The organism is Amycolatopsis dendrobii, from assembly GCF_014145675.1.
Taxonomy (GTDB): Bacteria; Actinomycetota; Actinomycetes; order Mycobacteriales; family Pseudonocardiaceae; genus Amycolatopsis; species Amycolatopsis dendrobii.
This window is the reverse complement of record NZ_JACGZW010000007.1, coordinates 27,289-50,475: the sequence shown is the minus strand read 5'-3', so window position 1 is coordinate 50,475 and position 23,187 is coordinate 27,289. Positions and strand designations below refer to the sequence as shown.

24 protein-coding genes are annotated in these 23,187 nt (G+C 68.2%); 16 read left to right on the top strand and 8 right to left on the bottom strand.

The features are described 5' to 3' along the window. The first annotated feature begins 37 nt into the window (after positions 1-37). From H4281_RS20960 to H4281_RS20935, 6 genes are all read left to right on the top strand, one after another. On the top strand, positions 38-514 hold the full coding sequence (locus H4281_RS20960; protein ID WP_312872154.1) for a uridine kinase family protein: 477 nt from the start codon (positions 38-40) through the stop codon (positions 512-514). 426 nt (positions 515-940) lie between these two features. Further along, the gene (locus tag H4281_RS20955) at positions 941-2,617 is read left to right on the top strand and encodes an ABC transporter substrate-binding protein (RefSeq protein WP_182892651.1); all 1,677 of its coding nucleotides are present in this window, start codon (positions 941-943) and stop codon (positions 2,615-2,617) included. 87 nt (positions 2,618-2,704) lie between these two features. Continuing rightward, positions 2,705-3,706: an ABC transporter permease gene (locus tag H4281_RS20950; protein WP_182892650.1), complete on the top strand. Its 1,002-nt coding sequence runs from the start codon at positions 2,705-2,707 to the stop codon at positions 3,704-3,706. Beyond that, positions 3,703-4,638: an ABC transporter permease gene (locus H4281_RS20945; RefSeq protein WP_182892649.1), complete on the top strand. Its 936-nt coding sequence runs from the start codon at positions 3,703-3,705 to the stop codon at positions 4,636-4,638. The genes H4281_RS20950 and H4281_RS20945 overlap by 4 nt, the downstream gene beginning before the upstream one ends. Before the next feature lie 4 nt (positions 4,639-4,642). After that, positions 4,643-5,638, top strand: a complete 996-nt coding sequence (locus H4281_RS20940) for an ABC transporter ATP-binding protein (protein ID WP_182892648.1) — start codon at positions 4,643-4,645, stop codon at positions 5,636-5,638. After that, complete coding sequence (locus tag H4281_RS20935; RefSeq protein ID WP_182892647.1) at positions 5,635-6,747, top strand: ABC transporter ATP-binding protein; 1,113 nt, start codon at positions 5,635-5,637, stop codon at positions 6,745-6,747. Before H4281_RS20940 ends, H4281_RS20935 begins: the two co-directional genes overlap by 4 nt. A gap of 51 nt (positions 6,748-6,798) precedes the next feature. On the opposite strand, the gene H4281_RS20930 is transcribed toward H4281_RS20935, so the two are convergent. Beyond that, complete coding sequence (locus H4281_RS20930; RefSeq protein ID WP_220507590.1) at positions 6,799-7,221, bottom strand: YybH family protein; 423 nt, start codon at positions 7,219-7,221, stop codon at positions 6,799-6,801. Positions 7,222-7,323: 102 nt separating this feature from the next. Between H4281_RS20930 and H4281_RS20925 the strand changes: the two genes are divergently transcribed. The 4 genes from H4281_RS20925 to H4281_RS20910 all read left to right on the top strand — a co-directional run bounded on the left by H4281_RS20925 (position 7,324) and on the right by H4281_RS20910 (position 10,465). Continuing rightward, positions 7,324-7,704 carry a YciI family protein gene (locus H4281_RS20925; protein WP_182892645.1) on the top strand — a complete coding sequence of 127 codons (381 nt, stop codon included), beginning with the start codon at positions 7,324-7,326 and terminating at the stop codon, positions 7,702-7,704. After that, positions 7,701-8,897: an RNA polymerase sigma factor gene (locus tag H4281_RS20920; RefSeq protein ID WP_182892644.1), complete on the top strand. Its 1,197-nt coding sequence runs from the start codon at positions 7,701-7,703 to the stop codon at positions 8,895-8,897. Before H4281_RS20925 ends, H4281_RS20920 begins: the two co-directional genes overlap by 4 nt. Before the next feature lie 109 nt (positions 8,898-9,006). Then, positions 9,007-9,654, top strand: coding sequence for a DedA family protein (locus H4281_RS20915; RefSeq protein ID WP_182892643.1), 648 nt, complete (start codon positions 9,007-9,009; stop codon positions 9,652-9,654). Positions 9,655-9,835: 181 nt separating this feature from the next. Continuing rightward, positions 9,836-10,465, top strand: a complete 630-nt coding sequence (locus H4281_RS20910) for a Clp protease/crotonase-like domain-containing protein (RefSeq protein ID WP_182892642.1) — start codon at positions 9,836-9,838, stop codon at positions 10,463-10,465. A gap of 3 nt (positions 10,466-10,468) precedes the next feature. Here the strand turns inward: H4281_RS20910 and H4281_RS20905 are convergent, their stop codons facing one another. After that, positions 10,469-11,368: an EamA family transporter gene (locus H4281_RS20905; RefSeq protein ID WP_182892641.1), complete on the bottom strand. Its 900-nt coding sequence runs from the start codon at positions 11,366-11,368 to the stop codon at positions 10,469-10,471. An 87-nt stretch (positions 11,369-11,455) separates the two neighbouring features. Between H4281_RS20905 and H4281_RS20900 the strand changes: the two genes are divergently transcribed. After that, the gene (locus H4281_RS20900) at positions 11,456-12,361 is read left to right on the top strand and encodes a LysR family transcriptional regulator (RefSeq protein WP_182892640.1); all 906 of its coding nucleotides are present in this window, start codon (positions 11,456-11,458) and stop codon (positions 12,359-12,361) included. Here the strand turns inward: H4281_RS20900 and H4281_RS20895 are convergent. Continuing rightward, positions 12,358-12,912 (bottom strand): TetR family transcriptional regulator, encoded by a 555-nt coding sequence (locus H4281_RS20895; RefSeq protein WP_182892639.1) that lies wholly within the window; start codon positions 12,910-12,912, stop codon positions 12,358-12,360. The genes H4281_RS20900 and H4281_RS20895 overlap by 4 nt on opposite strands. 64 nt (positions 12,913-12,976) lie before the next feature. Here H4281_RS20895 and H4281_RS20890 point away from each other — a divergent pair, with 64 nt between their 5' ends. Next, positions 12,977-14,089: a serine hydrolase domain-containing protein gene (locus H4281_RS20890; RefSeq protein WP_182892638.1), complete on the top strand. Its 1,113-nt coding sequence runs from the start codon at positions 12,977-12,979 to the stop codon at positions 14,087-14,089. Here H4281_RS20890 and H4281_RS20885 read toward each other — a convergent pair. Beyond that, positions 14,043-14,603 carry a DedA family protein gene (locus tag H4281_RS20885; protein ID WP_182892637.1) on the bottom strand — a complete coding sequence of 187 codons (561 nt, stop codon included), beginning with the start codon at positions 14,601-14,603 and terminating at the stop codon, positions 14,043-14,045. The two genes, H4281_RS20890 and H4281_RS20885, sit on opposite strands and share 47 nt — an antisense overlap. 155 nt (positions 14,604-14,758) lie before the next feature. On the opposite strand from H4281_RS20885, the gene H4281_RS20880 reads away from it, so the two are divergent. Next, positions 14,759-15,676, top strand: a complete 918-nt coding sequence (locus H4281_RS20880; RefSeq protein WP_182892636.1) for an SDR family oxidoreductase — start codon at positions 14,759-14,761, stop codon at positions 15,674-15,676. Here H4281_RS20880 and H4281_RS20875 read toward each other — a convergent pair. Together H4281_RS20875 and leuA are read right to left on the bottom strand one after the other, a co-directional pair. Further along, positions 15,667-16,641, bottom strand: a complete 975-nt coding sequence (locus H4281_RS20875) for a helix-turn-helix transcriptional regulator (protein WP_182892635.1) — start codon at positions 16,639-16,641, stop codon at positions 15,667-15,669. The genes H4281_RS20880 and H4281_RS20875 overlap by 10 nt on opposite strands. 116 nt (positions 16,642-16,757) lie before the next feature. Then, complete coding sequence (gene leuA, locus H4281_RS20870; RefSeq protein WP_182892634.1) at positions 16,758-18,542, bottom strand: 2-isopropylmalate synthase; 1,785 nt, start codon at positions 18,540-18,542, stop codon at positions 16,758-16,760. Between the two features lie 244 nt (positions 18,543-18,786). On the opposite strand from leuA, the gene H4281_RS20865 reads away from it, so the two are divergent. Then, positions 18,787-19,164, top strand: coding sequence for a hypothetical protein (locus tag H4281_RS20865; protein ID WP_182892633.1), 378 nt, complete (start codon positions 18,787-18,789; stop codon positions 19,162-19,164). Positions 19,165-19,257: 93 nt separating this feature from the next. Here the strand turns inward: H4281_RS20865 and H4281_RS20860 are convergent, their stop codons facing one another. Continuing rightward, complete coding sequence (locus H4281_RS20860) at positions 19,258-19,917, bottom strand: hypothetical protein (protein WP_182892632.1); 660 nt, start codon at positions 19,915-19,917, stop codon at positions 19,258-19,260. Positions 19,918-20,024: 107 nt separating this feature from the next. Beyond that, positions 20,025-20,615: a nitroreductase family protein gene (locus H4281_RS20855; protein ID WP_182892631.1), complete on the bottom strand. Its 591-nt coding sequence runs from the start codon at positions 20,613-20,615 to the stop codon at positions 20,025-20,027. A gap of 236 nt (positions 20,616-20,851) precedes the next feature. Between H4281_RS20855 and H4281_RS20850 the strand changes: the two genes are divergently transcribed. Together H4281_RS20850 and H4281_RS20845 are read left to right on the top strand one after the other, a co-directional pair. Further along, complete coding sequence (locus tag H4281_RS20850) at positions 20,852-22,117, top strand: aspartate kinase (RefSeq protein ID WP_037808437.1); 1,266 nt, start codon at positions 20,852-20,854, stop codon at positions 22,115-22,117. Beyond that, positions 22,117-23,157, top strand: a complete 1,041-nt coding sequence (locus H4281_RS20845) for an aspartate-semialdehyde dehydrogenase (protein WP_037808435.1) — start codon at positions 22,117-22,119, stop codon at positions 23,155-23,157. The genes H4281_RS20850 and H4281_RS20845 overlap by 1 nt, the downstream gene beginning before the upstream one ends. The last annotated feature ends 30 nt before the right edge of the window (positions 23,158-23,187 follow it).

Here is a 23,187-nt window from a genome sequence, read left to right as displayed (position 1 = left end):
ACTGCTCGCCGCTCCGCCCCGGCTCGGCGGCGTCCGGGTGCTCGCCGTCGACGGTCCGTCCGGAGCCGGGAAATCCACTCTCGCCGCCGAGACGGTCGAAGCTCTCGGTTCGCGTGCCGCGCTGGTCAGCACGGATGCCTTCGCTACCTGGGACGATCCTGTCGCGTGGTGGCCGCAGTTGGAGGACGGCGTGCTGACGCCGCTGGCACAGGGCCTGCCCGGCGAGTATCGGCGGATGGACTGGACCTCCGGCGCTCCGCGTCCCGGCGAGCTGGTGCGCGTCGAAGTTCCCGAGGTGCTGGTGCTGGAAGGCGTGTCGAGCGGACGCCGCGCACTGCGGTCCCGGCTATCGTGGCTGTGCTGGATCGAGGGCGGCACCGAGACTGAACGGTTGTCCAGGGCAGTCGCCCGGGACGGCGAGACGGCTCGGGCCGAACTCCGCCGCTGGCAGTTGTTCGAGCGCGGCTGGTTCGCGGTGGACGGCACCCGGGAGGCCGCCGACCAGCTGGTCTGAACAACCGGAATCTCGGCTCGACATCGGTTTGCGGCAGGCGAAACGGCTATTGCGCGGAATGCGCGAGCACTGGCGACTCGAGTACATTCGGGCGCTTTCCGGGTCCTTCGCGGGCAACGCCAAAGGCCCTCCGGCGGGGTTCCGGAACATCCACGGCACCCGGAACGGACAACCCGGACCGCTAGGCCAACCGGGTGAGCAAACCGCCACTCAACGTACCAAACCGGCGGTTTTCGCTACGCTGCGCGCATAATTGCCGACACATTGCACTCAATTTGGGCCTTACGTAGCGCGATCGTAACCTCACGTGCTTAAGCGGCGGCCGAGTTCCCGCTAGTGTCACCGAACACACCGATCGCACTGGTCTTCCCGAACTGACCGCCGACGGTGCATTTCGATACACCGAACATTCCCAAGGGGTGCCAGATGCAGCAATTGCGGCTGACCCGAACATGCCGGGCAGCTCTGATCGGGCTCGCGGGCGTGCTCGCGGTCTCGCTGTCCGCGTGCGCGGAATCGAAGCGGGACGAGGCCGGAGGCGGTGGGTCCGGGGGCACCATGGTCTTCGGCAACACCGGCAACCCGAAGGTGTTCGACCCGATCTTCGCCGACGAGGGCGAGACGCTCCGGATCACCCGGCAGATGCTGGACACACTGATCCAGAACAAGCCGGGCACCGCGGACCTGGCCCCGTCGCTCGCCGAGAAGTGGACGTCGAGCAACGAAGGCAAGACCTGGACCTTCGACCTCAAGCAGGGCGTCAAGTTCAGCGACGGCACCCCGTTCGACGCCAAGGCGGTCTGCTTCAACTTCGACCGCTGGTACAACATGAAGGGCGCCACCGCCCAGAGCCAGATGATCTACTACGGCGACGTCTGGGGCGGCTTCGCGCACAACGAAGGCATCACCAAGGGCGATCCGCTCTACAAGAGCTGCGAAGCGAAGGACGACCACACCGCGGTTCTGAACCTGACCCGCGCGAAGGGCGCCTTCCCGGCCGCGTTCACCCTGCCGTCGTTCGCGATCCAGAGCCCGACCGCGCTGAAGAAGTACAACGCGGACAAGGTCACCGGCTCCGGCACCTCGATCACGTACTCCGAGTACGCCTACAAGCACCCGACCGGCACCGGCCCGTTCAAGTTCGAGAGCTGGGACCAGGGCAACGGCCAGATCACCTTGGTGCGCAACGAAACCAGCACGATGCCCGCACCGGCGAAGCTGGACAAGCTCGTGTTCAAGGTGATCCCGGACGAGAACGCCCGCAAGCAGGCGCTCAAGGCGGGCGACATCAACGGGTACGACTTCCCGGCCCCCGCCGACTACGGCCTGCTGCGCAACGACGGCGAGCAGGTGCTGATCCGCCCGTCGTTCAACGTGCTCTACCTCGGCATCAACCAAAAGGGCAACCCGCTGCTCAAGAAGCCCGAGGTCCGCAAGGCGCTGGCCTACGGCATCAACCGCGAGCAGTTCGTGCGCTCCAAGCTGGCCGAGGGTTCCGAGGTCGCGACCGAGTTCGTGCCGAAGGCGATCTCCGGCTACACCGACGACGTCACCAAGTACCCGTACGACCCGGCCAAGGCCAAGCAGCTGCTGAAGGACGCCGGCGCCGAGGGCATGACGCTGAAGTTCTACTACCCGACCGAGGTCACCCGGCCCTACATGCCGAACCCGGCCGACACCTACACCGCGATCTCCGAGGACCTGAAGGCCATCGGCATCAACGTGCAGCCGGTCGCCGAGTCCTGGAACGGCGGGTACAAGGACGACGTGCAGCAGAACGGCAAGCAGGACATCCACCTGCTCGGCTGGACCGGTGACTACAACGACGCGGGCAACTTCGTCGGCACCTTCTTCGGCCGCCCGAAGCCGGAATTCGGCCTCGAGGACACCGACATCTTCAACACGCTCGCCGCCGCGGACGCCTCGCCGGCAGGCGACGCGCACACCAAGGCCTACCAGGACGCCAACAAGAAGATCATGGACGCCCTGCCCGCCATTCCGATCGCCTACCCGACGCCGGCGATCGTGGTCGGCCCGAAGATCAAGGGCGTGGTGGCCAGCCCGCTCACTGACGAACGCTTCAACAACGTCACGATCGGCTGACGTGCTCCACTGAGCAGCCAGGCCAAGGGCAGGTGCTACCGCGCCTGCCCTTGGCCTCGTTCCCGGGCTGTACACAAAGGACTACTCGTGCTCCGTTTTCTCGTGCGTCGGCTGCTACAAGCGATCCCGACGCTGCTCATCCTGTCCATCCTGGTGTTCGCCTGGTTGCGCTCACTCCCCGGCGGGCCCGCGTCCGCTCTGCTCGGGGACAAGGCGACTCCGGAAAAACTCGCGAACCTGAACCACGTGCTCGGCCTCGACCAGCCGATTTTCGTGCAGTACTTCAAATTCCTCGGCCGCGCGGTCACCGGCGATTTCGGCAATTCGCTCGTGTCGTCGCGGCCGGTGATGTCGGAGATCGGCACGTTCCTTCCGGCCACCATTGAACTGGGCATCACCGCGATGATCATCGCCGTGGCGCTCGGGATCTCGTTCGGCTATCTCGCCGCGCGGTTCCGCGGGCAGATCGTCGACAACGTCATCATCGTGCTGACCCTGGTCGGCGTCGCGGTGCCGATCTTCTTCCTCGGCTACATGATGCAGGACCTGCTTTCCACGCCGCTCGGCTTGCCGTCGCAGGGCAGGCAGGCTCCGGGTATCGACGCCACCGTCGTCACGCATTTCGCCATTCTCGACGGAATGATGACCGGCGAATGGGACGCGGTGTGGGACGCGATCAAGCACCTCATTCTTCCCGCGCTCGCGCTCGCCACCATTCCGCTCGCGGTGATCACCCGGATCACCCGCGCTTCGGTGCTCGACGTGTTCAACGAGGACTTCATCCGCACCGCGAACTCGAAGGGCCTCACGCAGCCCGTGGTCCGCCAGCGGCACGTGCTGCGCAACGCCTTGCTGCCGGTGATCACCACGATCGGCCTGCAGACCGGCGCGCTGCTCGGCGGCGCCGTGCTGACCGAGCGAGTGTTCAACTTCCGCGGCCTCGGATTCCTTCTCGCCGAAGGGATCGACAAGCGGGACTACCCGCGGCTGCAGGCGCTGCTGCTTCTCGGGGCACTGGTCTACGTGCTCGTGAACATGCTCGTGGATATTTCCTACGGGCTCATCGACCCGAGGGTGCGTGTGCGGTGAACACTCTGCTGAACAAGAAGAAAGAGCCGATCGACAAGCTCGCCGCGGCGTCGGCGGGCGGGCGCAGCCTCGGCGCCGAGGCATTGCGCCGGATGCTGCGCAGTCCGGTGGCCATCGTCGGCGGCGTGATCATCCTGCTGTTCCTGCTGCTGGCGATTTTCGCGCCGCTGCTCGCGCCGAAGGATCCACAGGTCCGGTATTTGCAGGACAAGGTCATCCTCGGCCGCGGCATCATTCCCGGCGCACAGCCCGGTTTCCCGCTCGGCGTCGACGATTTCGGCCGCGACTTCCTGTCCCGGCTGCTGATCGGCGCACAGCAGACCCTGCTGGTCGGCGTGCTCGCCACGGTGATCGGCGTGCTCATCGGTGCGCTTATCGGCGGTCTCGCGGGTGCCTTCGGCGGTTGGGTCGACACGGTCCTCATGCGAGTGGTCGACGTGCTGCTGGCGTTTCCCTCGCTGCTGCTGGCGATATCGATCGCCTCGCTGTTCGCGAAGCCGAGCCAGTGGACGGTGATCATTGCGGTGTCGATCATCGGCGTGCCGATTTTCGCCCGGCTGCTGCGCGGTTCGATGCTCGCCCAGCGCGAGGCGGACCACGTGCTCGCGGCGACGTCGCTCGGCGTGAAGCGGACGACGGTCGTGTTCCGGCACATGCTGCCGAACTCGCTCGGCCCGGTGATCGTGCAGGCGACGCTGACCCTGGCGACCGCGATCCTGGAGGCCGCGGCGCTGTCGTTCCTCGGTCTCGGCGACCCGGACCCGACCCGCGCGGAGTGGGGTTTGATGCTGGGCAACGCTTCCCAGCACTTCCTCGACATCCGGCCCGAGCTGGCCTACTACCCGGCGATCGCGATCATCATCGTGGCGCTCGGGTTCACGCTGCTCGGCGAGTCCCTCCGCGAAGCCCTCGACCCGAAGAACCGGCGGTGACCCCGTGGCACTTCTCGAAGTCCGCGACCTGAAGGTCGTGTTCCAGCGCCGCGGCGAGCGTCCGTTCACCGCGGTCGACGGCGTGAGTTTCGACGTCGAACCCGGCCAGACGGTCGGTCTGGTCGGCGAGTCCGGCTGCGGCAAGTCGGTGACGTCGCTCGCGATCATGCGGCTGCTCGCCAAGCGCGGCAACACCGTCAGCGGTTCGGTGCGCTTCGAGGGCACCGACCTGCTGACCCTGTCCGACCGCGAAATGCGCGACCGGCGCGGCCGCGATCTCGGCATGGTGTTCCAGGATCCGCTGTCCTCGCTGAACCCGGTCATCCCGATCGGGCTGCAGATCACCGAGGTGCTGGAGCGCCACCGCGACATGCCGCGCAAGAAGGCGCGGATCGAAGCGGCGGAACTGCTCGACAAGGTCGGCATCCCCGACCCGACGCGGCGGCTTTCCGAGTACCCGCACCAGCTTTCCGGCGGGATGCGCCAGCGTGCGCTGATCGCGATCGCGCTGGCCTGCCGTCCGCGGCTGCTCATCGCCGACGAGCCGACCACCGCGCTCGACGTGACGATCCAGGCGCAGATCCTCGCGCTGCTGCGGGAACTGGTGCAGGACACCGGGACCGCGCTGGTGATGATCACGCACGATCTCGGCGTCGTCGCCGGGCTCTGCGACGAGGTCAACGTGCTCTACGGCGGCCGGATCGTGGAGCGCCAGGAACGGCATTCGCTGTTCGCGCAGCCGCGCCATCCGTATACGCACGGCCTGCTGTCCTCGATCCCGCGGCTCGACGAGGGCCGCGGCGAGAAGCTCGTGCCGATCCGCGGTTCGGTGGCCGACAACATCCCGTGGGACGGCGGCTGCGCGTTCGCGCCGCGCTGCCCGAACGCGATCCAGGCCTGCCTGGAGCATTCGCCGGAGCTCGTTCCCGACCGGAACGGCTTGCTGCGCTGCCACAACCCGGTGCAACCCGCCGTGGCGGCAGGAGGAGGAACCCGATGACGGTGGCGAACACCGACGAGGTGCTGCTCGAGGTCACCGACCTCAAGGTGCACTTCCCGATCAAGCGCGGCATCATCGTGGACCGCACGGTGGGGCACGTGTTCGCGGTCGACGGGGTCGACCTGTCGATCCGCCGCGGCGAAACCTACGGCCTGGTCGGCGAATCCGGCTGCGGCAAGTCGACGCTCGGCCGCGCGATCCTGCGGCTCAACGAGCCGACCGGCGGCAAGGTCGTGTTCGACGGCACCGATGTCGCACAGCTCAAGGGCGAGCAGTTGCGCAAGGCGCGCCGGCGGATGCAGATGGTGTTCCAGGACCCGATGTCGAGCCTGGACCCGCGTCAGTCGGTCGAGTCGATCCTCGTCGAGGGCATGCGCGCGCACGGGCTGGACAAGGACAAGGAGTCCACCGCGAAACGGCTGCGCGAACTGCTGAGCGCGGTCGGCCTTCCGGAGACCGCGCTGCGGAAGTACCCGCACGAGTTCTCCGGCGGCCAGCGCCAGCGCATCGGCATCGCGCGGGCGCTCGCGGTGGAGCCGGACCTGATCGTCGCCGACGAACCGGTGTCCGCGCTCGACGTTTCGGTGCAGGCGCAGGTGGTGAACCTGCTGGAGGATCTGCAGGACAAGCTCGGTCTCACCTACGTGGTGATCGCGCACGACCTCGCGGTGGTCCGGCACATCTCCGACCGGATCGGCGTGATGTACCTCGGCGCGCTGGTCGAGGAAACGACGTCGGAGGAGCTGTATCAGAATCCGCTGCACCCCTACACGCGCGCGCTGCTCTCGGCGATCCCGGTGCCGGACCCGGTGGTGGAGGACAGCCGCGAGCAGATCCTGCTGGCCGGCGACCTGCCTTCGCCCGCCAATCCGCCGTCGGGCTGCCGGTTTCACACGCGGTGCCCGTGGAAGCAGGAAAGCCTGTGCGGCACCGATCGCCCGCAGCTGCGCGAGATCGGCGACGGGCACCGGGTGGCCTGCCACTACGCGGAGGACATCCGCGACGGCCGGATCCAGCCGCACAAGGTCGAGGTGGAACTGGTCGACGCCGGGGCGCTGAACCCGGACCTCGGCCCGCCGGACGTCGGTTCGGCCGCCGAAATCCTCTGACCGCCGGTGAAGGGCTCCCCGAAGCAATTCGAGGAGCCCTTCACCGCGTTTTCAGGGCTGAAGGTCGACAGCGGCGCGGAACGAACCGTCCATGTGGAACGGCGTCGAGTTGTGCTCGTGCGCGATCAGCCAGTCGTTTCCGGTGCGCCGCAAGGCAAGCGTGGCGCGGAACCAGAGCGTGAACGATTCGCTCTGGCCCTGCGGCGTCGCGGTCAGTTTCGCCAGCGCCGCCACCACCGCGAGATCGCCGGACACGGTGATCTCCTCGTCGTGGTACGTATAGGAAATCGGCCCGTCGAAGGTGCTCATCCACTGCGCGACGTGCTCCGCGGAAGCGCCGGTCGTGCGCAGCGGCGGGGCGAGATCGAATTTGACCGCCTTCTCGGTGTAGCTCGCGACGACCCGCTGCGGGTCCTTCGCGTGCATCGCGGCGGTGCGCTCGGCCAGCAGGTCGCGGATCTCGTTTTCGGACATTCTGTGGTCTCCTTTTCCCGGACTCGGTGTTCGTCCGGGACGTCGAAGCCGTCCGCCCTGCTTCGACATCTGGGGTGGAAAAACTTTTCGAGGAGGCTCCCGATGAAGTATCTGGTCCTGATCTACGGCAACCCGGCGTCGCGCGCGGCGTGGGCGGGGATGACCGACGAGCAGAAGGCCGAGGGTCTGCGGGCTTACCAGCGGTTCCACGAGGAGCTGGCGGGCACCGGCGAGCGGATCGTGTCCGAGCGGCTGGCCGCGCCGGAGCTGACGAAGCAGGTCCGGGTGAGCGCGGACGGCGTGAGCACCACCGACGGGCCATTCGCCGAGATCAAGGAACAGCTCGCCGGGTTCTACCTGCTGGAATGCGATTCGGAGGCCCGCGCGCTGGAGATCGCCGCGCGGATCCCGGAGGCCCCGTACGCGACGATCGAGGTGCGGCCCGTGATGGGGCTGACCGGCGACGTGGACTTCGAGCTGTGATCGACGGCCTCCTGCGCGACCTCATCCCGCAGGTGCTGACCGCGCTCGTGCGCCGCTACGGCGATTTCGGCAAATGCGAGGACGCCGTGCAGGAGGCCCTGCTCGCCGCCGCCGTGCAGTGGCCGAAGGACGGGGTCCCGGACAATCCGAAGGCCTGGCTCATCACGACCGCTTCGCGGCGGCGGATCGAGATGTGGCGCAACGAGGCCGCGCGGATCCGCCGCGAGGAGACGGTGGCCGCACTGAAACCGCCGTCCTTCGAACTCGTGCCGCAGCAAGACGACACCCTCACCCTGCTGTTGCTCTGCTGCCATCCCGCGTTGACCCGCCCGTCGCAGGTGGCTCTCACGTTGCGTGCCGTCGGCGGCCTGACCACCGCCGAGATCGCGCGGGCGTACCTGGTCCCGGAGCCGACGATCGGCCAGCGAATCAGCCGCGCGAAGCAGAAGCTGCGCGGTGCGGATTTCGCCCTGCCGCCCCAGGACGAGCTGCCGGAACGCGTCGCCGCGGTATTGCAGGTGCTGTATCTGGTGTTCACCGAAGGCCACACCGCCAGCTCCGGCAGCGAGGTGAACCGCGTCGAACTGACCGCGGAGGCCATCCGGCTCGCCCGGCAACTGCACGCCTTGCTCCCTGACGACGGCGAGGTCGCCGGGCTGCTCGCTCTCATGCTGCTCACCGACGCCCGCCGCCCCGCCCGCACCGGCCAGGACGGCATCCCCGTGCCGCTGGTCGACCAAGACCGTTCGCTCTGGGACGCGGCCGCGATCGCCGAAGGCAGCGCCCTCATCGAACACGCGCTGGCGAACACCCCGGTCGGCCCGTACCAGCTGCAAGCCGCGATCGCCGCCGTGCACGACGAAGCCCCGACCGCTGACGACACCGACTGGCCGCAGATCCTGCTGCTGTACGACCTCCTGCGGCAGATCGCGCCCGGTCCGATGGTCACCCTCAACCGCTTGGTCGCGCTTGCCCGCGTCGAAGGCCCGGCGGTCGCGCTGGCCGAATTGGACGCGACCGAGCACCTGGACCACTACCGGGCCGACGTGGTCCGCGCCCATCTCCTCGAACTGTCCGGTGATCCGCGAGGTGCCCACGACTGCTACGTCCGCGCCGCCCAGCGCACCTTGAGCCTCCCGGAACGGGAGTACTTCGAATCGCGCGCTTTGCGTGTTATGTCGGAAAAACCCTGAAAAAACCCTGCCGGAAGGCGGACCCCACCCCCGACTCCAGGTGGACGCGGGAAAGCTTTCGACCTGGGTACCCTGCGGAGACCAGGCACGAATCACAAGGGGGTTGGCAGTGAACATCGACCACGTGCTGGAGGCGATCCCTCCGCTGTCGGTCTACCTGTTGGTGGGCTTGGTGGTGATGGTCGAAAGCCTGGGCATTCCGTTGCCGGGGGAGATCGTGCTGGTGAGCGCGGCGCTGCTGGCGTCGTCGCACAGCGGCCTGAACCCGCTGTGGATCGGCGTGCTGGCTTCGGCGGGCGCGATCATCGGCGACAGCATCGGGTACCTGATCGGCAAGAAGGGCGGCAAACGGCTGTTCGCCTGGGCCGGCCGGAAGTTTCCCAAGCATTTCGGCCCCGACCACATCGCGAGCGCCGAAAAGATGTTCCACAAACGCGGTATGTGGGCTGTGTTCTTCGGCCGGTTCGTCGCGGTGCTGCGCATCCTGGCCGGCCCGCTCGCCGGGTCGCTGAACATGCACTACCCGCGCTTCCTTGTCGCGAACGCCCTGGGCGGCATCGTCTGGGCAGGCGGGACGACGGCGCTCATCTACTACCTCGGCGTGGTCGCCGACAAGTGGCTGAAGGGCTTCCAGTGGGCAGGCCTCGGAGCGGCGCTGGTGATCGGCGTGGTGGTGACGCTGGTGCTGAAGAAGCGCATGGCCCGGCACGCGGAGGCGTCCTCGCAGGCGGAGGAGAAGAACGACGCGGTCGCCTGAACTAGCTGACGGGATTCCCCCGGCGGGTCTTCGGACGTGCCGGGGGTTTTCTGTTCCTGGGCCCGGAAATAAGCGATGCCCCGGGCGGCATGCGAAAGCAGAGGCGACCCGGGGCGTACTGCGCCATACTAGCACATCCCCTCCAGCCCGGAGGGGGCAAAAAAAGGGGGAGGGACGGCTGATGCCGGAGGAGCCGGGGTGGATCGAGGAAGGTCTGTCGACCCCGAGGTTCGCTCCGTATCTCGCGAAGGCGGAAGGCGATCTCGCCAGGGCAAGTGCGCTCTATTGGTGGAACGTGGAGGTTTCCGCGGCGTTCTACCCGGCGCTGCATTGCCTGGAGCTGGCGCTGCGGAACGGCCTGCACCGCACGCTGGCGACGGCGTTCGGCCGGGAAGACTGGTGGCGGGTCGCCCCGCTGCGCCCCGACGGCGTCGGCAAGCTGGCCGAGGCCCGGCGCAAGCTGACTGTGCGCGGACGGCCGCGGACCCCGGACGACCTCGTGGCCAACCTGTCGCTCGGGTTCTGGGTGTCCACGCTCAGCAGTGCCTACGACCGGACGCTGTGGGTCCCGCACCTGCATCGCACGTTCGCCTTCTACCGCGGCAAACGGCGTGATCTGCACACGGATTTGCGCACCGTGCTGCTGTTCCGCAACCGGATCATGCATCACGAGCCGATTCATCACCGGCATCTGTGGAAGGACCACGAGACGATTCTGCGGGTGCTCGGCTACCTGGTCCCGGAGCTGGCAGGCGAGCTGAAGGCATACGACCGGGTGCCGGAGCTGCTGCGGCAGCGTCCCGGCCGGTGACCCTCACACCGGCAGCAGCTCCTCCGGCGTGACCGCGGGCTTCCTCCGCAGCGAGCCCAGCAGCACCCCGCCGATCACCACCGCCGCCGCGACCAGGGTCAGGACCGTCGGCTCCTCGCCGAGGATGAAGAACGACGCCGTCAATCCCACCACCGGCACGAGCAGCGAGAACGGCGCGACCACGCCCGCCGGGTTGCGGCGCATCAGCGTGGTCCAGATGCCGGAGCCCACGACCGTCCCGAAGACGACGACGTACGCCAGGCCCGCGATGCCGATCAGGCCGGTCTTGGTGCCGAGCGTCGCCAGCGAATGCCAAGCCGCGCCGGGGCCTTCGAAGATGCTCGACAGCGCCAGCATCGGCAGCGGCGGCACCACCGACATCCACAGCGTCAGGTGCAACGGGTTGTCCGGCTCCGCGCGGCGCATGCTCAGGTTGCCGATCGCCCAGCTCAGCGCGGCCAGCAAGGTCAGCAGCACCGGCACCAGCGCGGCGTGGGCGGACTGCTGCCAGGCGATCGCGGTCATGCCCGCCACCGCGAGCAGGATCCCGGCCAGCTGCCGTCCGGAGACGCGTTCCCGCAGCAGCACCGCGCCCAGCAGCACGGTGAACGGCGCGGACGCCTGCAACACCAGCGATGCGAGCCCGGTCGGCATGCCCAGGTGCATCGCGACGAACAGGAACGCGAACTGCCCGGTGCCGAACCCGAGCCCGTAGCCGAGGAGGTACCGCAGCTTCACGCGCGGCCGCGGCACGAGGAAGACCGTCGGAATCGCGATCAGCAGAAACCGCAGCGCACCCGCGAACATCGGCGGGAATTGGCCGAGTGTGGCGTGGATCGCAATGAAATTGAGGCCCCACAAGACGGCGACGAACACAGCGAGCAGACGGTCCCGGATGGCCATGCCCGCCACTCTGCCTAGGCAAACCTTGAAGCACCAGCGAGAAAAACTGCACCGACTGTGTAGCTGTGCTTCACATACACTGCGCGGATGGACTTGGGCAGGCTCCGCACGCTGCGCGAATTCGCCGATCGGGGCAGCGTCACCGCCGCCGCTCGGGCGCTGCACTGCACGCCGTCGGCGATCTCCCAGCAGTTGCGCGCGTTGCAGGCGGAGGTCGGCATCGCACTCACCGAACCAGCAGGCCGCGGCCTGCGCCTCACCGACGCGGGCCGCGCACTGGTCGCCCGCGCCGACGACGTCCTGGCCGCACTGGACCGGGCCGAAGCGGAACTGGCCACCTATCGCAGCGCCCCGCGCGGACGCGTCCGGATCGCGATCTTCCAATCCGCGGGCCTGATGCTCCTGCCCGGCCTGCTGCGCCGGATCGAGCAGTACGACAACCTCGAGGTCGACGTCCGCGACGTCGACATGGTCCCGCCGCAGGTGCCCGGCCTGGTCGCCGACTACGACGTCGTTGTCGCCCACCGAGACGAGCACGCTCCCGAATTCGACACCGAACGCCTCGACGTCGTCCCGCTGCTGCGCGAACCACTGGACGTCGCCCTGCCCGTCGGACACCGCCTCGCCCGCAACCGCCGAGTCGGACTGGCCGACCTCGCCGACGAACGCTGGATCTCGGTCGACCACGGGTTCCCGGTCGACGACGTTCTGCGCTCGCTGACCGTGCGCACCGGGGTGCGGCCGCAGATCGTCCAGCGCATCAACGATTTCCGCATCACCGAACGGCTTGTCGCGGCGGGGCACGGGATCGCGTTGATGCCTCGGTACACAATGGACACTCGGCGGGGCAGTGGTTTGGTCGGTCGTCCGTTGGCCGGGATCCGGGCAGCGCGGTTGGTGGAAGTGGTGTGCCGTACGGGTGCGGCGAATCGTCCGGCGGTCGCGACTGTGATCGACGAGTTGCGTGCCGAAGTGGCTGCGCTGACGACTTAACCGGGTTCCCGGGCGGGAAGCCCTCGCAGCAAGGTATCGAGAAACAGCTCAAACCGCGGCGCGTCCGGCCCGAGGTCGAGCGGGTTTTCCCGCACTGCGAGCCAGCTGACCGTGCACGTGATGAAGATGTACCAGCTCTGCTCGGCCAGCTCCGGCGGAACACCGGCGTTGGTGAACGCGGTGACCACCTGAGAGCGCAGCCTGCCGAACGAATCCGCGTTGTGCCGGTGCGGCCTGGACAACCGGGTCGCGTAACCGGGGACCGCGAGGAATTGGTCGTGCATCGCCCACGCGACCTGGGCGAGCCATGGCCGCCAAGACCGGCGTGGCGGGCCTTCCGCCGGAAGCACCCGCTCCAGCACCACCTCGCTGATCAGATCGAACAGTGCGTCCCGATTGGCGACCCAGCGGTAGAGCGCGCCATGCGTCACGCCCAGCCGCGCGGCCAGTTCGCGCATGGTCAGCGTGTCGAGGTTCCCCGCGGACAACGCCGCGTCGACGATCCGCTCGCGGTCGAGCTGCGCGGGGCGGCCTGGCCGCGGTCGAGTCATAGCTCGGGACTCTACCGAGACAGAGTTAGTGACCAATGGTTATTAATAGGTGTACGGTCGTGGCATGGCAACCATCGAGGGCATCGTGCAGCCCGGTTTCGAACAGGTGCGGGACACGTTCGCGGCAGTCGCCGACGGAGCCGCTCAACTGGTGGCGTACCACCGCGGCGAGCGGATAGTCGACTTGTGGACCGGCGTCGACGGGGACGCCCTGCTTGGTGCCTACTCCGCGACGAAAGGCGCGGCTCACCTGGTCGTCGCGCTGCTGGTCCAGGACGGAGTGCTCGACCTCGACCAGCGGGTGCGCCACTACTGGCCGGAGTTCTCGGCCGACGTCACCCTGCGAGAACTCCTGGCGCACCGAGCCGGACTGGTCGGGGCCGACGAAGGATTCAGCCGTGCGGAACTCGCGGACGACCGGATCGTCGCGGAACGGCTTGCTCGTCAGCGTCCGTTCTGGCGGCCGGGGAGCGCGTTCGGCTACCACGCGCTGGTCATCGGCGCGCTCAGCGGCGAGGTCGTGCTGCGGGCGACCGGCCGCACCATCCAGGAACACTTCGCCGAACGGGTCCGCGATCCGTACACAGTGGACTTTTATCTCGGCCTCCCCGCCGAACTGGAGCCGCGATTCGTCAGCGCGCAGCCGATGATCCTGACCCCCGAGCGGCAGATCGCCCCGCCCGCCGCGAACAGCCTGAACGGGATCGCGTTCAACCGGCACCGTCCGGACGGCCCGGAAGTCTGGGAACTGCCGAATCTCCCGGAGGTCCGGCGGCTCGGCCCGGCCTCGTTCGGCGGCGTCGCGTCAGCTCGCGGGTTGGCCCGGATGTACGCCGCGGCGATCAGTCCGCTGGACGGAGAACCGCCGCTGCTGAAGGCGGAAACCGTCGCCGAGTTCGCGCAGATCCAGTCCGTCGGCCACGACGTGGTGTTGCATCAGCACAAGGCGTTCGGCGTCGGATTCCACGCCACCGGCGAGTACTGCCCGGAGTTGGGCCAGGGCAGCTTCGGGCACAGCGGCGCGGGCGGCCAGCAGGCGTTCGCCGACCCGCGCAACGGCATCGCGTACGGCTACACCCGCCGCCGGATCCCGTTCCCCGCCGCGGCCGCTCCGGAGAACGAACCGCTGATCAAGGCGCTGTACTCGGCGCTGCGTGCCGTCGGATCCCGAGAGTGATCGCCGTGCCCAGCACCACCGCGATGGTCAGCGACAACGCGAGGCTCAGCCCGGGCTCGGCGACCAGTTGCCCGCCGGCGTAGCCGAGGAACGCGGCATACGACGTCCACAGCAGCACCCCGATCGCGGATGCGGTCAGAAACTCAGTGAACCGCCACCGCAACGAGCCGGCCAGCAGTGCGCCGACCGTCCCGCCGGAAGGCAGCCAGCGCGCGACCACCAGGACCGGCCGCGGATGCCGTTGCAAACGTCCGTCGAGCCAGTTCAGCCCGGCGGCCAGCTTGCGCCGACGGCTCAGCCGGGCCAGCACCCGAGCCCCGCCGAACCGCCCGAGCGCGTACAACGCCTGGTCAGACAGCAGGCAGCCGAAGCTCGCGACCGCGATCACGACGGCCAGCGAGGTCCCGTGCTGCGCGGCGGCCACGCCCATGCCGAGCAGTGTCACCTCGGTGGGCAGCACCGGCACCAGCGAGACGACGAATAGCACCACCAGCCCAGCCGTCGTAGCGTCCATATCTCCATTAACCGTCACCGCAGCCCAGATGAGTCCCGATCACCGGCTCTTCACAGCAAGGCACAGCCGGGACACAGATTTCCAGAACCCGGACAGAGGATGTCAGGGTTCGGCCGCACGCTGGTGGTTCACCGAGAGAAAAGGGGACGAACGGAATGAGCGGGGAACTGGCGGGCAAGGTCGCGCTCGTGGCGGGCGGCACGCGCGGGGCGAGCCGGGCGATCGCGGTCGAGCTGGGCCGGGCCGGGGCGTACGTGTACGTCACCGGTCGAACGACGCGGGCCGGAAGGTCCGAAGTGGACCGTCCGGAGACCATTGAGGACACCCTGGAGCGGATCGAAGCCGTGGGCGGCAAAGGAACCGCGCTGCGGGTCGACCACCTGGTGAGCGACGAGGTCGCCGCGCTCGCCAAGCGGATCGACGCCGAGCACGGCGGGCTCGACATCCTGGTCGACGGCATCTGGGGCGGCGACCGTTACCTGGAGTGGGGCAAACCGGTCTGGGAGCATTCGCTGGACGCCAGCCTGCGGATGATGCGGCTGTCCCTCGACGCCCACCTGATCACCAGCCACCACCTGTTCCCGCTGGTGATCCGCCGTCCGGGCGGGCTCGTGATCGAGCTGACCGACGGCACCGCCGAGTACAACCAGAAGTACCGCGAGGGCACGTCGCTGCCGTACTACCTCGCCAAGGCGGCGATCAACGTCTTGGCGGTCGGCGAGGCGGCCGAACTGAAGGCGCACGATTGCACCGCGATCGCGTTCACACCGGGTTGGCTGCGTTCGGAAGCGATGCTGGAGATTTTCGAGGTCACCGAGGAAAACTGGCGCGACGCGACCGTCCGCGAGCCGCACTTCGTGATCTCGGAATCGCCGACCTTCTCCGGCCGCACGGTCGTCGCCCTCGCCGCTGACGCGGACCGGCACCGCTGGACCGGCCAGACCGTTTCCAGCGGACAGCTGGCGAAGGTCTACGAGATCGACGACGTGGACGGCAGCCGTCCGGACGCGTGGCGCTACATCGAGGAGGTCCAGGAACCCGGAAAGCCCGCCGACGCCAGCGGCTACCGCTGATCCTTGTTGCGATCAGCCAGCGCTTGACCGAATTCCGCGACCGCGGCGCGGATCTCCGGCGGGGTCAGCACCTCGACGCCGGGGCCGAGGGAAACCAGCTGTCCGACGGCGACTTCCTTGCCTTCCATGGCGAACTCGGCCTCGGCCCACCCGTCGTCGTCCCTCGGGCCGAGCGACACCAGCACCTCGTTCACGTGCTCCGGGCCGAAAACCCGCCGCAACGCACCCGCCGCGGAACGGTCGAGCCGAGCCGTCACCTTCAACGGCAGCGGCATCTTCTCGAACTCCGCCGACGACGCGCGCCACCAATCCGCGAGCGAGAATTCTTCCGGCCGGGCAAAGGTTTCACCGGTTTCGGCGACCGCCGTCAACCGCGAGACGCGATACGTCCGCAGGCCTTCTTCGACGCGCGCCACCAGGTACCAAACCCCGGCTTTCAGCACGAGACCCAACGGATCGAGCGTCCGCCGGGTGACCTTGTCACGGCGCCGGTAGCGCACGTCGAGCCGTTGCTGAGTCCACACCGCCTTCGCGACCGCGGGCAGTGCGGCGGCGTCGTCCGGCGAGGTGAACCAGGCCGAGGCGTCGAGATGAAACCGCTCGGCGACCGTCCTGGCCTGTTCCTGCAGCTGAGCGGGCATGCTCGCGGACACCTTCGCGTGCGCCGCGGCCACCGCGGTGCCGAGGCCGAGCCCAGCAAGTGCGTCTGGCACGTCGAGGGCCAGCAGCGCGACGGCCTCCCGGGAAGTGAGGCCGTCGAGCCGCGAACGCCAGCCGTCCACGAGCCGGATGCCGCCGTGCCGCCCTGGTTCGCTCCAAAGCGGCACGCCGGCTTCGCGCAACGCGGCGAGATCCCGCCGCATCGTCCGTTCGGTCACGCCGAGCTCGTCGGCCAGCTCCCCGACGGTGCCCGCGCGTTTGCGGTGCAGCGTGAACAGCAACGCGACCAGCCGCTCAGCCCGCACACCTACCTCCCGCCCCGCCCACCCCAATGTGGCATTGGGTGCATGCGACGCACCGAACGCCACATTGGGTGCGTGTGACGCACCCAATGTGGCATTGGGGCGCTGTCAGGCTCGGATCAGCGGTTCGCCCGGTTGACCGCGCTCACCACGGCCCGCAGCGAAGCGGTGACGATCGACGGGTCGACGCCGATGCCCCAGAACACGCGGTCCGAGATCGCGCATTCGATGTAGGACGCGGCACGCGAGTCGTCGCCGGGGCTCAGCGTGTGCTCGCTGTAGTCCAGGAGCCGCAGGTCGTAGCCCACAGTGGACAGTGCGTCGAAGAACGCGGCGATCGGCCCGTTGCCGCGGCCGGTGATCTCGTGCTCGTCGCCCTCGACCTTCACCGTGGCCTCGAGGTCGTACTCGCCGCCGCCGTTGTCGGTGACCCGCTGCTTGATCAGCTCCAGCGGGGTCTTCGACTCCAGGTACTCGGCGGAGAACGCGCGCCACATCGTGGCCGGGTCGACCTCGCCGCCCTCGGTGTCGGTGTAGGCCTGGATGACCTTCGAGAACTCCATCTGCAGCCGGCGCGGCAGGTCCAGCTGGTGCTCGGCCTTCATGATGTAGGCGACGCCGCCCTTGCCGGACTGCGAGTTCACCCGGATCACGGCCTCGTAGGTGCGGCCGACGTCCTTCGGGTCGATCGGCAGGTACGGGACCTCCCACGGGTGCTCGTCGACCGGGACGCCCTTCTTGTCCGCGGCGTCCTTCATCGCGTCGAGGCCCTTGTTGATCGCGTCCTGGTGGCTGCCGGAGAAGGCGGTGAACACCAGGTCGCCGCCCCACGGGGAGCGTTCCGGGACCGGCAGCTGGTTGCAGTACTCGACGGTCCGCTTGATCTCGTCCATGTCGGAGAAGTCGATCTGCGGGTCGATGCCCTGGCTGTAGAGGTTCATGCCCAGCGCGACCAGGTCGACGTTGCCGGTGCGCTCGCCATTGCCGAACAGGCAGCCCTCGATCCGGTCCGCGCCGGCCTGGTAGCCCAGTTCGGCGGCGGCGATGCCGGTGCCGCGGTCGTTGTGCGGGTGCAGCGACAGGATCACCGAATCGCGGCGCTCCAGGTTGCGCGACATCCACTCGATCGAGTCCGCGTACACGTTCGGGGTGGCCATCTCGACGGTCGCCGGCAGGTTCAGGATCACCGGCTTCTCCGGCGTCGGCTGCCAGATCTCGGTGACCGCGTTGCACACCTCGAGCGCGTAGGACAGCTCGGTTCCGGTGTAGGACTCGGGCGAGTACTGGAAGCGGAAGTCGGTGTCCGGCTGCTTCGCCGCCAGCTCGACGACCATTTCAGCGGCCTGCGTCGCGATCTTCTTGATGCCCTCGCGCTCCTCGCGGAACACCACACGGCGCTGCAGGATCGACGTCGAGTTGTAAATGTGGACGATCGCCCGCGGCGCACCCTCGAGCGCCTGGAAGGTGCGCTCGATCAGCTCGGGGCGGCACTGGGTCAGCACCTGGATGTGCACGTCGTCCGGGATCGCACCCTCGTCGATGATCTCGCGCACGAAGTCGAAGTCGGTCTGCGACGCGGCCGGGAAACCGACCTCGATCTCCTTGTAGCCCATGCGGACCAGCAGGTCGAAGAACTTGCGCTTGCGGGCAGGCGACATCGGGTCGATCAGCGCCTGGTTTCCGTCGCGCAGGTCGACCGCGCACCACAGCGGCGCGCGCTCGATGCGCTTGTCCGGCCAGGTGCGGTCGGGTACGTCGATGTTCTCGACGACGTCGTACCAGGGGCGGTAACGGTGGACCGGCATGGACGTGCCGCGCTGCGGGTTCCACGAGGGCTGTCCGGCGGGCGCGGGACGAGAGGGCGTGCGCAGACGGGAGTTAGTGGTACGAGGGTCGGTGCTCATCGCGGGAAAATCTCCTGACGGGATCGGTGCGGACGACCGGCACCACAAAGCCCCGCGACGAGGAGCCGGTCAGATCAGGCCCCGTCGCGGCAGCGAAGCAGGAGTTCACGCGCCACGGGGTCACTGTAACCACCCGGCGCCGCGAAAGGAAAGCCGCCCGTCGCGATCGAACTGTTACGTCGGGTGGCTGATACCTGTTACTAGCGGGTAGCGGCCCGCGAAACGACGTGCCAGACTGCCCGGCATGGGCGAGCACGCGGAACAAGCGCAGGAAACCGAGGCGAAGGCGCGTCCCCAGCGCACCCCGGTGGACTGGCGGCGCACTCGTGAGCGCGGGGTGTCCTTCCTCGCGGCACTCGTGCGCTGGGTCGGGCTGCTCTTCGCCGCGGTCTTGGTGCTGCACGTGATTTTCGTCATCGGCGAGGCCAACCAGGGCAACGGCATCGTCTCGTTCGTCCGCAGCTGGGCCGACGGCCTGTCGCTCGGCTTCAAGGACCTGTTCACGCCGAGCGACGCGAAGCTGCGAGTGCTGGTGAACTACGGCATCGCGGCGGTGTTCTGGCTGATCGTGTCGGGGATCCTGGCGAAGATCATCCGCCGGGTCGGGGGCGCGGGCGCCTGACCGGCGCTTTTCAAGGTCCTTGAACTGCGGTGCGAGCGAATTCAAGGAGACAGCCGCTTCCTTGAATTCGCCCGCTGACCGGTGTCCAGTCCGTCAGGACTGCCAGGTCACCGCTTCCTTGCCGTAGTCGGTCTCCGGAGCCAGGTCCCGATACGTGCTCGCGCTGTAGCTGGCGCCCTTCACCTCCGCGCCCGCCGGGGCCAGTGCCAGCACGCAGCTGGTGAACGACGCCCCCTTCGTGGTGAACGTCTTGTCCGCGTTCTCGCTGTCGCACTTCTCGAACTTGCCGATCACCGTCACGTGCGGACCCTTCGTGCCGTCCGCAAGCAGGCCGTTCATCAGGCCCAGCGAGGCGTACGCGAAGTCCGTGCCGGTCTCGTTCGTGACCTTGACCTGGATGTAGTACGGCGTCATCCCCTTGGCCCGGTCGCCCAGCTTGAGCGGGGCCAGGTCGGCCTCGACGCCCTTGTCGATCCCGGTCACCGTCACCCCGACCGCGCCGGTGTTGTTCTTCGACTTGAACGGCACCACGGCCTTCTCGCCGATCTTCAGCTTCGTGCCCTGCTTGGTGTATTCGGCGGAGGCGGATTCACCGGCGGGAGCGGCGGCCGAGGAGGAGGGCGCGGCCGCGGCGGACGAAGCGGGCGGAGGGGCGATCGGCGGGGCGGGGGTGTCCTCGGAAGAGCACCCGGACAGCGCGAACGCCATCGCCGTCGCGGAAACCGCCAGTGCAACCGGCATCGCTGTACGCATTTCGTCACTCCTTGAGAAGAATCCCACCGATTCAGCTGCCTGACCGGTTTGGTGTCCATCTGACCTCAATGGCGCGACGCCGGTTCCCCAGATTGCTCACAAAACGGTCACAGTGCCGGCGAGCCCCATTGGTCGCCGAAGGCGAACTCCGCGAGCGGCAGCCGTCGCCGAGGGGCCAGTTCCCGTTCGATCCGGCGCGGGTCGTCCAGTACGGACGGGTCGCCGGGGGACCCGACGGCGATCGCCACCCGGGCCACCGCGTCCTCGGGCAGGCCGAATTCCTCATGCACCTGCTCCGGCGAGAAGCCCGCCATCTGGTGTGCGATCAGGCCGAGTTCGACCGCCTGGAGGACGAGGTTCTCGGTCGCCAAACCCAGTCCGTAGTCGGCGTAGGGCACCTCGCCCTTCTCGTTCGTGGTGACCATCACGCCGATCAGCAACGCGCTCGCCCGGAACGCCCACGCCTGGTTCCCCGAGTTCAGCGTCGCGAGGATGCGGGGGAACACCGGATCGCCCCGTCGGCCGACGAGGTAGCGCGCCGGCTGGGTGTTGCCGAAAGACGGCGCCCACCTGGCGGCTTCGAGCAATGCGGTCAGCTGGGCGTCGGTGATCACGGCGGTCTCGTCGTAGGCCCGCGGGCTCCAGCGCTCGGCGATGGCCGGCGCGACGGGGACGCTCGTCTCGGCTGGTTTGCGCATGCGGCGAAGGTAGTACGGCCGGGGAGTGCTCTCCGTCACTCCGGAGGAAGGGCTTCGAGCTTTCCCCTGGCGTTAAGGAAAATTTACTTCCAAACCCTCCTGACGGGCCGTGGCGGACCACTCGATGGGGTGGCGAGCGCCGTTCGCGCCGGTAGGCTCTTCTCCAAATGAAGGGCCGTGGGCGCTCCTCGGTGCCCTCCAAGGAGTACGCCCCGGCCCGTCAAGGAGGTTCGGGCGTGGCCCTCGTGGTCCAGAAGTACGGCGGATCGTCGCTGGAAAGTGCCGACCGGATCAAGCGCGTGGCAGAACGGATCGTCGCGACCAAGAAGGCGGGCAACGACGTGGTCGTCGTGTGCTCGGCGATGGGCGACACCACTGATGAGCTGCTCGATCTGGCGCAGCAAGTGAACCCGGCACCGCCGGAGCGGGAAATGGACATGCTGCTCACCGCCGGTGAGCGCATCTCGAATTCGCTGGTCGCGATGGCCATTTCCGCGCAGGGCGCGCAAGCCTGGTCGTTCACCGGTTCGCAAGCGGGCGTGGTCACCACATCGGTGCACGGCAACGCGCGCATCATCGACGTCACTCCGAGCCGCGTCACCGAGGCGCTCGAACAGGGTTACGTCGCGCTGGTGGCCGGTTTCCAAGGCGTGGCACAGGACACCAAGGACATCACGACGCTCGGCCGAGGCGGTTCCGACACGACCGCGGTCGCGCTCGCCGCCGCGCTGAACGCGGACGTCTGCGAGATCTATTCCGATGTGGACGGTGTGTATTCGGCCGACCCCCGGATCGTGCCGGACGCCAAAAAGCTCGACACCATCCCGTACGAGGAGATGCTGGAGCTCGCGGCGAGCGGATCGAAGATCCTGCACCTGCGTTCGGTCGAGTACGCGCGCCGCTACGGCGTGCCGATCCGAGTCCGTTCTTCTTACAGCGACAAGCCGGGCACCACGGTGGCCGGATCGATCGAGGAGATCCCCGTGGAACAAGCGCTGATCACCGGTGTGGCACACGACCGCTCGGAAGCGAAGATCACCGTGACCGGCGTGCCGGACCACGCCGGCGCCGCGGGCAAGATCTTCCGGGTCGTCGCCGACGCCGAGATCGACATCGACATGGTGCTGCAGAACGTGTCCAGCACGTCCTCGGGCCGCACCGACATCACCTTCACGCTGTCGAAGGCCAACGGGGCCAAGGCGGTCAAGGAACTCGAGAAGATCAAGGCGGAGATCGGCTTCGAGTCCGTGCTGTACGACGACCATGTCGGCAAGGTGTCGCTCGTCGGCGCCGGGATGCGTTCGCACCCTGGCGTCACCGCGACCTTCTGCGAGGCGCTGGCCAACGCGGGCGTGAACATCGAAATCATCAACACCTCGGAGATCCGCATTTCGGTGCTGATCCGCGACGCGCAGCTCGACGAGGCCGTGCGCGCGATCCACGAGGCGTTCGAACTGGGCGGCGACGAGGAAGCCGTCGTCTACGCGGGGAGTGGTCGCTGATGGCGCAGGGTCTTCGCGTCGGGGTGGTCGGGGCTACCGGCCAGGTCGGCGCTGTGATGCGGAAGCTGCTCGACGAGCGGAATTTCCCGGTCGAGCAGATCCGGTACTTCGCGTCGGCCCGTTCGGCGGGGCGCACGTTGCCGTGGCGCGACGAGGAAATCACCGTCGAGGACACCGCGACCGCTGATCTGTCCGGTTTGGACATCGCGCTGTTCTCCGCTGGCGGCGCGACCTCGCGCGAGCAGGCGCCGCGGTTCGCCGAGGCGGGCGCGATCGTGGTCGACAACTCGTCGGCGTTCCGCCGCGACCCGGACGTGCCGCTGATCGTCAGCGAGGTCAACCCGGAGGCGATCAAGGACGTGCGGAAGGGGATCATCGCGAACCCCAACTGCACCACCATGGCCGCGATGCCGGTTCTCAAGCCGCTGCACGACGAAGCCGGTCTGGTGCGGATCATCGCGAGCACCTACCAGGCGGTGTCCGGCAGCGGTCTCGCCGGCGTCGACGAGCTCGCCGCGCAGGTGAACGCTGTCGCCTCGCGCGCGGCCTCGCTGACGCACGACGGTTCGGCGGTCGAATTCCCGGCCCCGGCCAAGTACGTCGCGCCGATCGCGTTCAACGTCCTGCCGATGGCCGGGTCCATTGTGGACGACGGCACGTTCGAGACGGACGAGGAACAGAAGCTGCGCAACGAAAGCCGGAAGATCCTGGGCATCCCGGAGCTGCTGGTGTCCGGCACGTGCGTCCGGGTGCCGGTGTTCACCGGGCACTCTCTGTCGATCAACGTCGAATTCGAACGGCCGCTGTCGGTCGAGCGGGCGACCGAACTGCTGTCGAACGCGCCGGGCGTGCAACTGGCGGACGTGCCGACGCCGCTACAGGCCGCGGGAATCGACCCGAGCCTGGTCGGGCGCATCCGCACCGACCCGGGCGTCCCGGACGGCCGCGGCCTCGCGTTGTTCGTCTCCGCCGACAACCTCCGCAAGGGGGCGGCGCTGAACACCGTGCAGATCGCCGAGCTGGTGGCGCAGAACCGCTGAGCGAGCTCCGCGGAAACTGCCCGGCCCCTG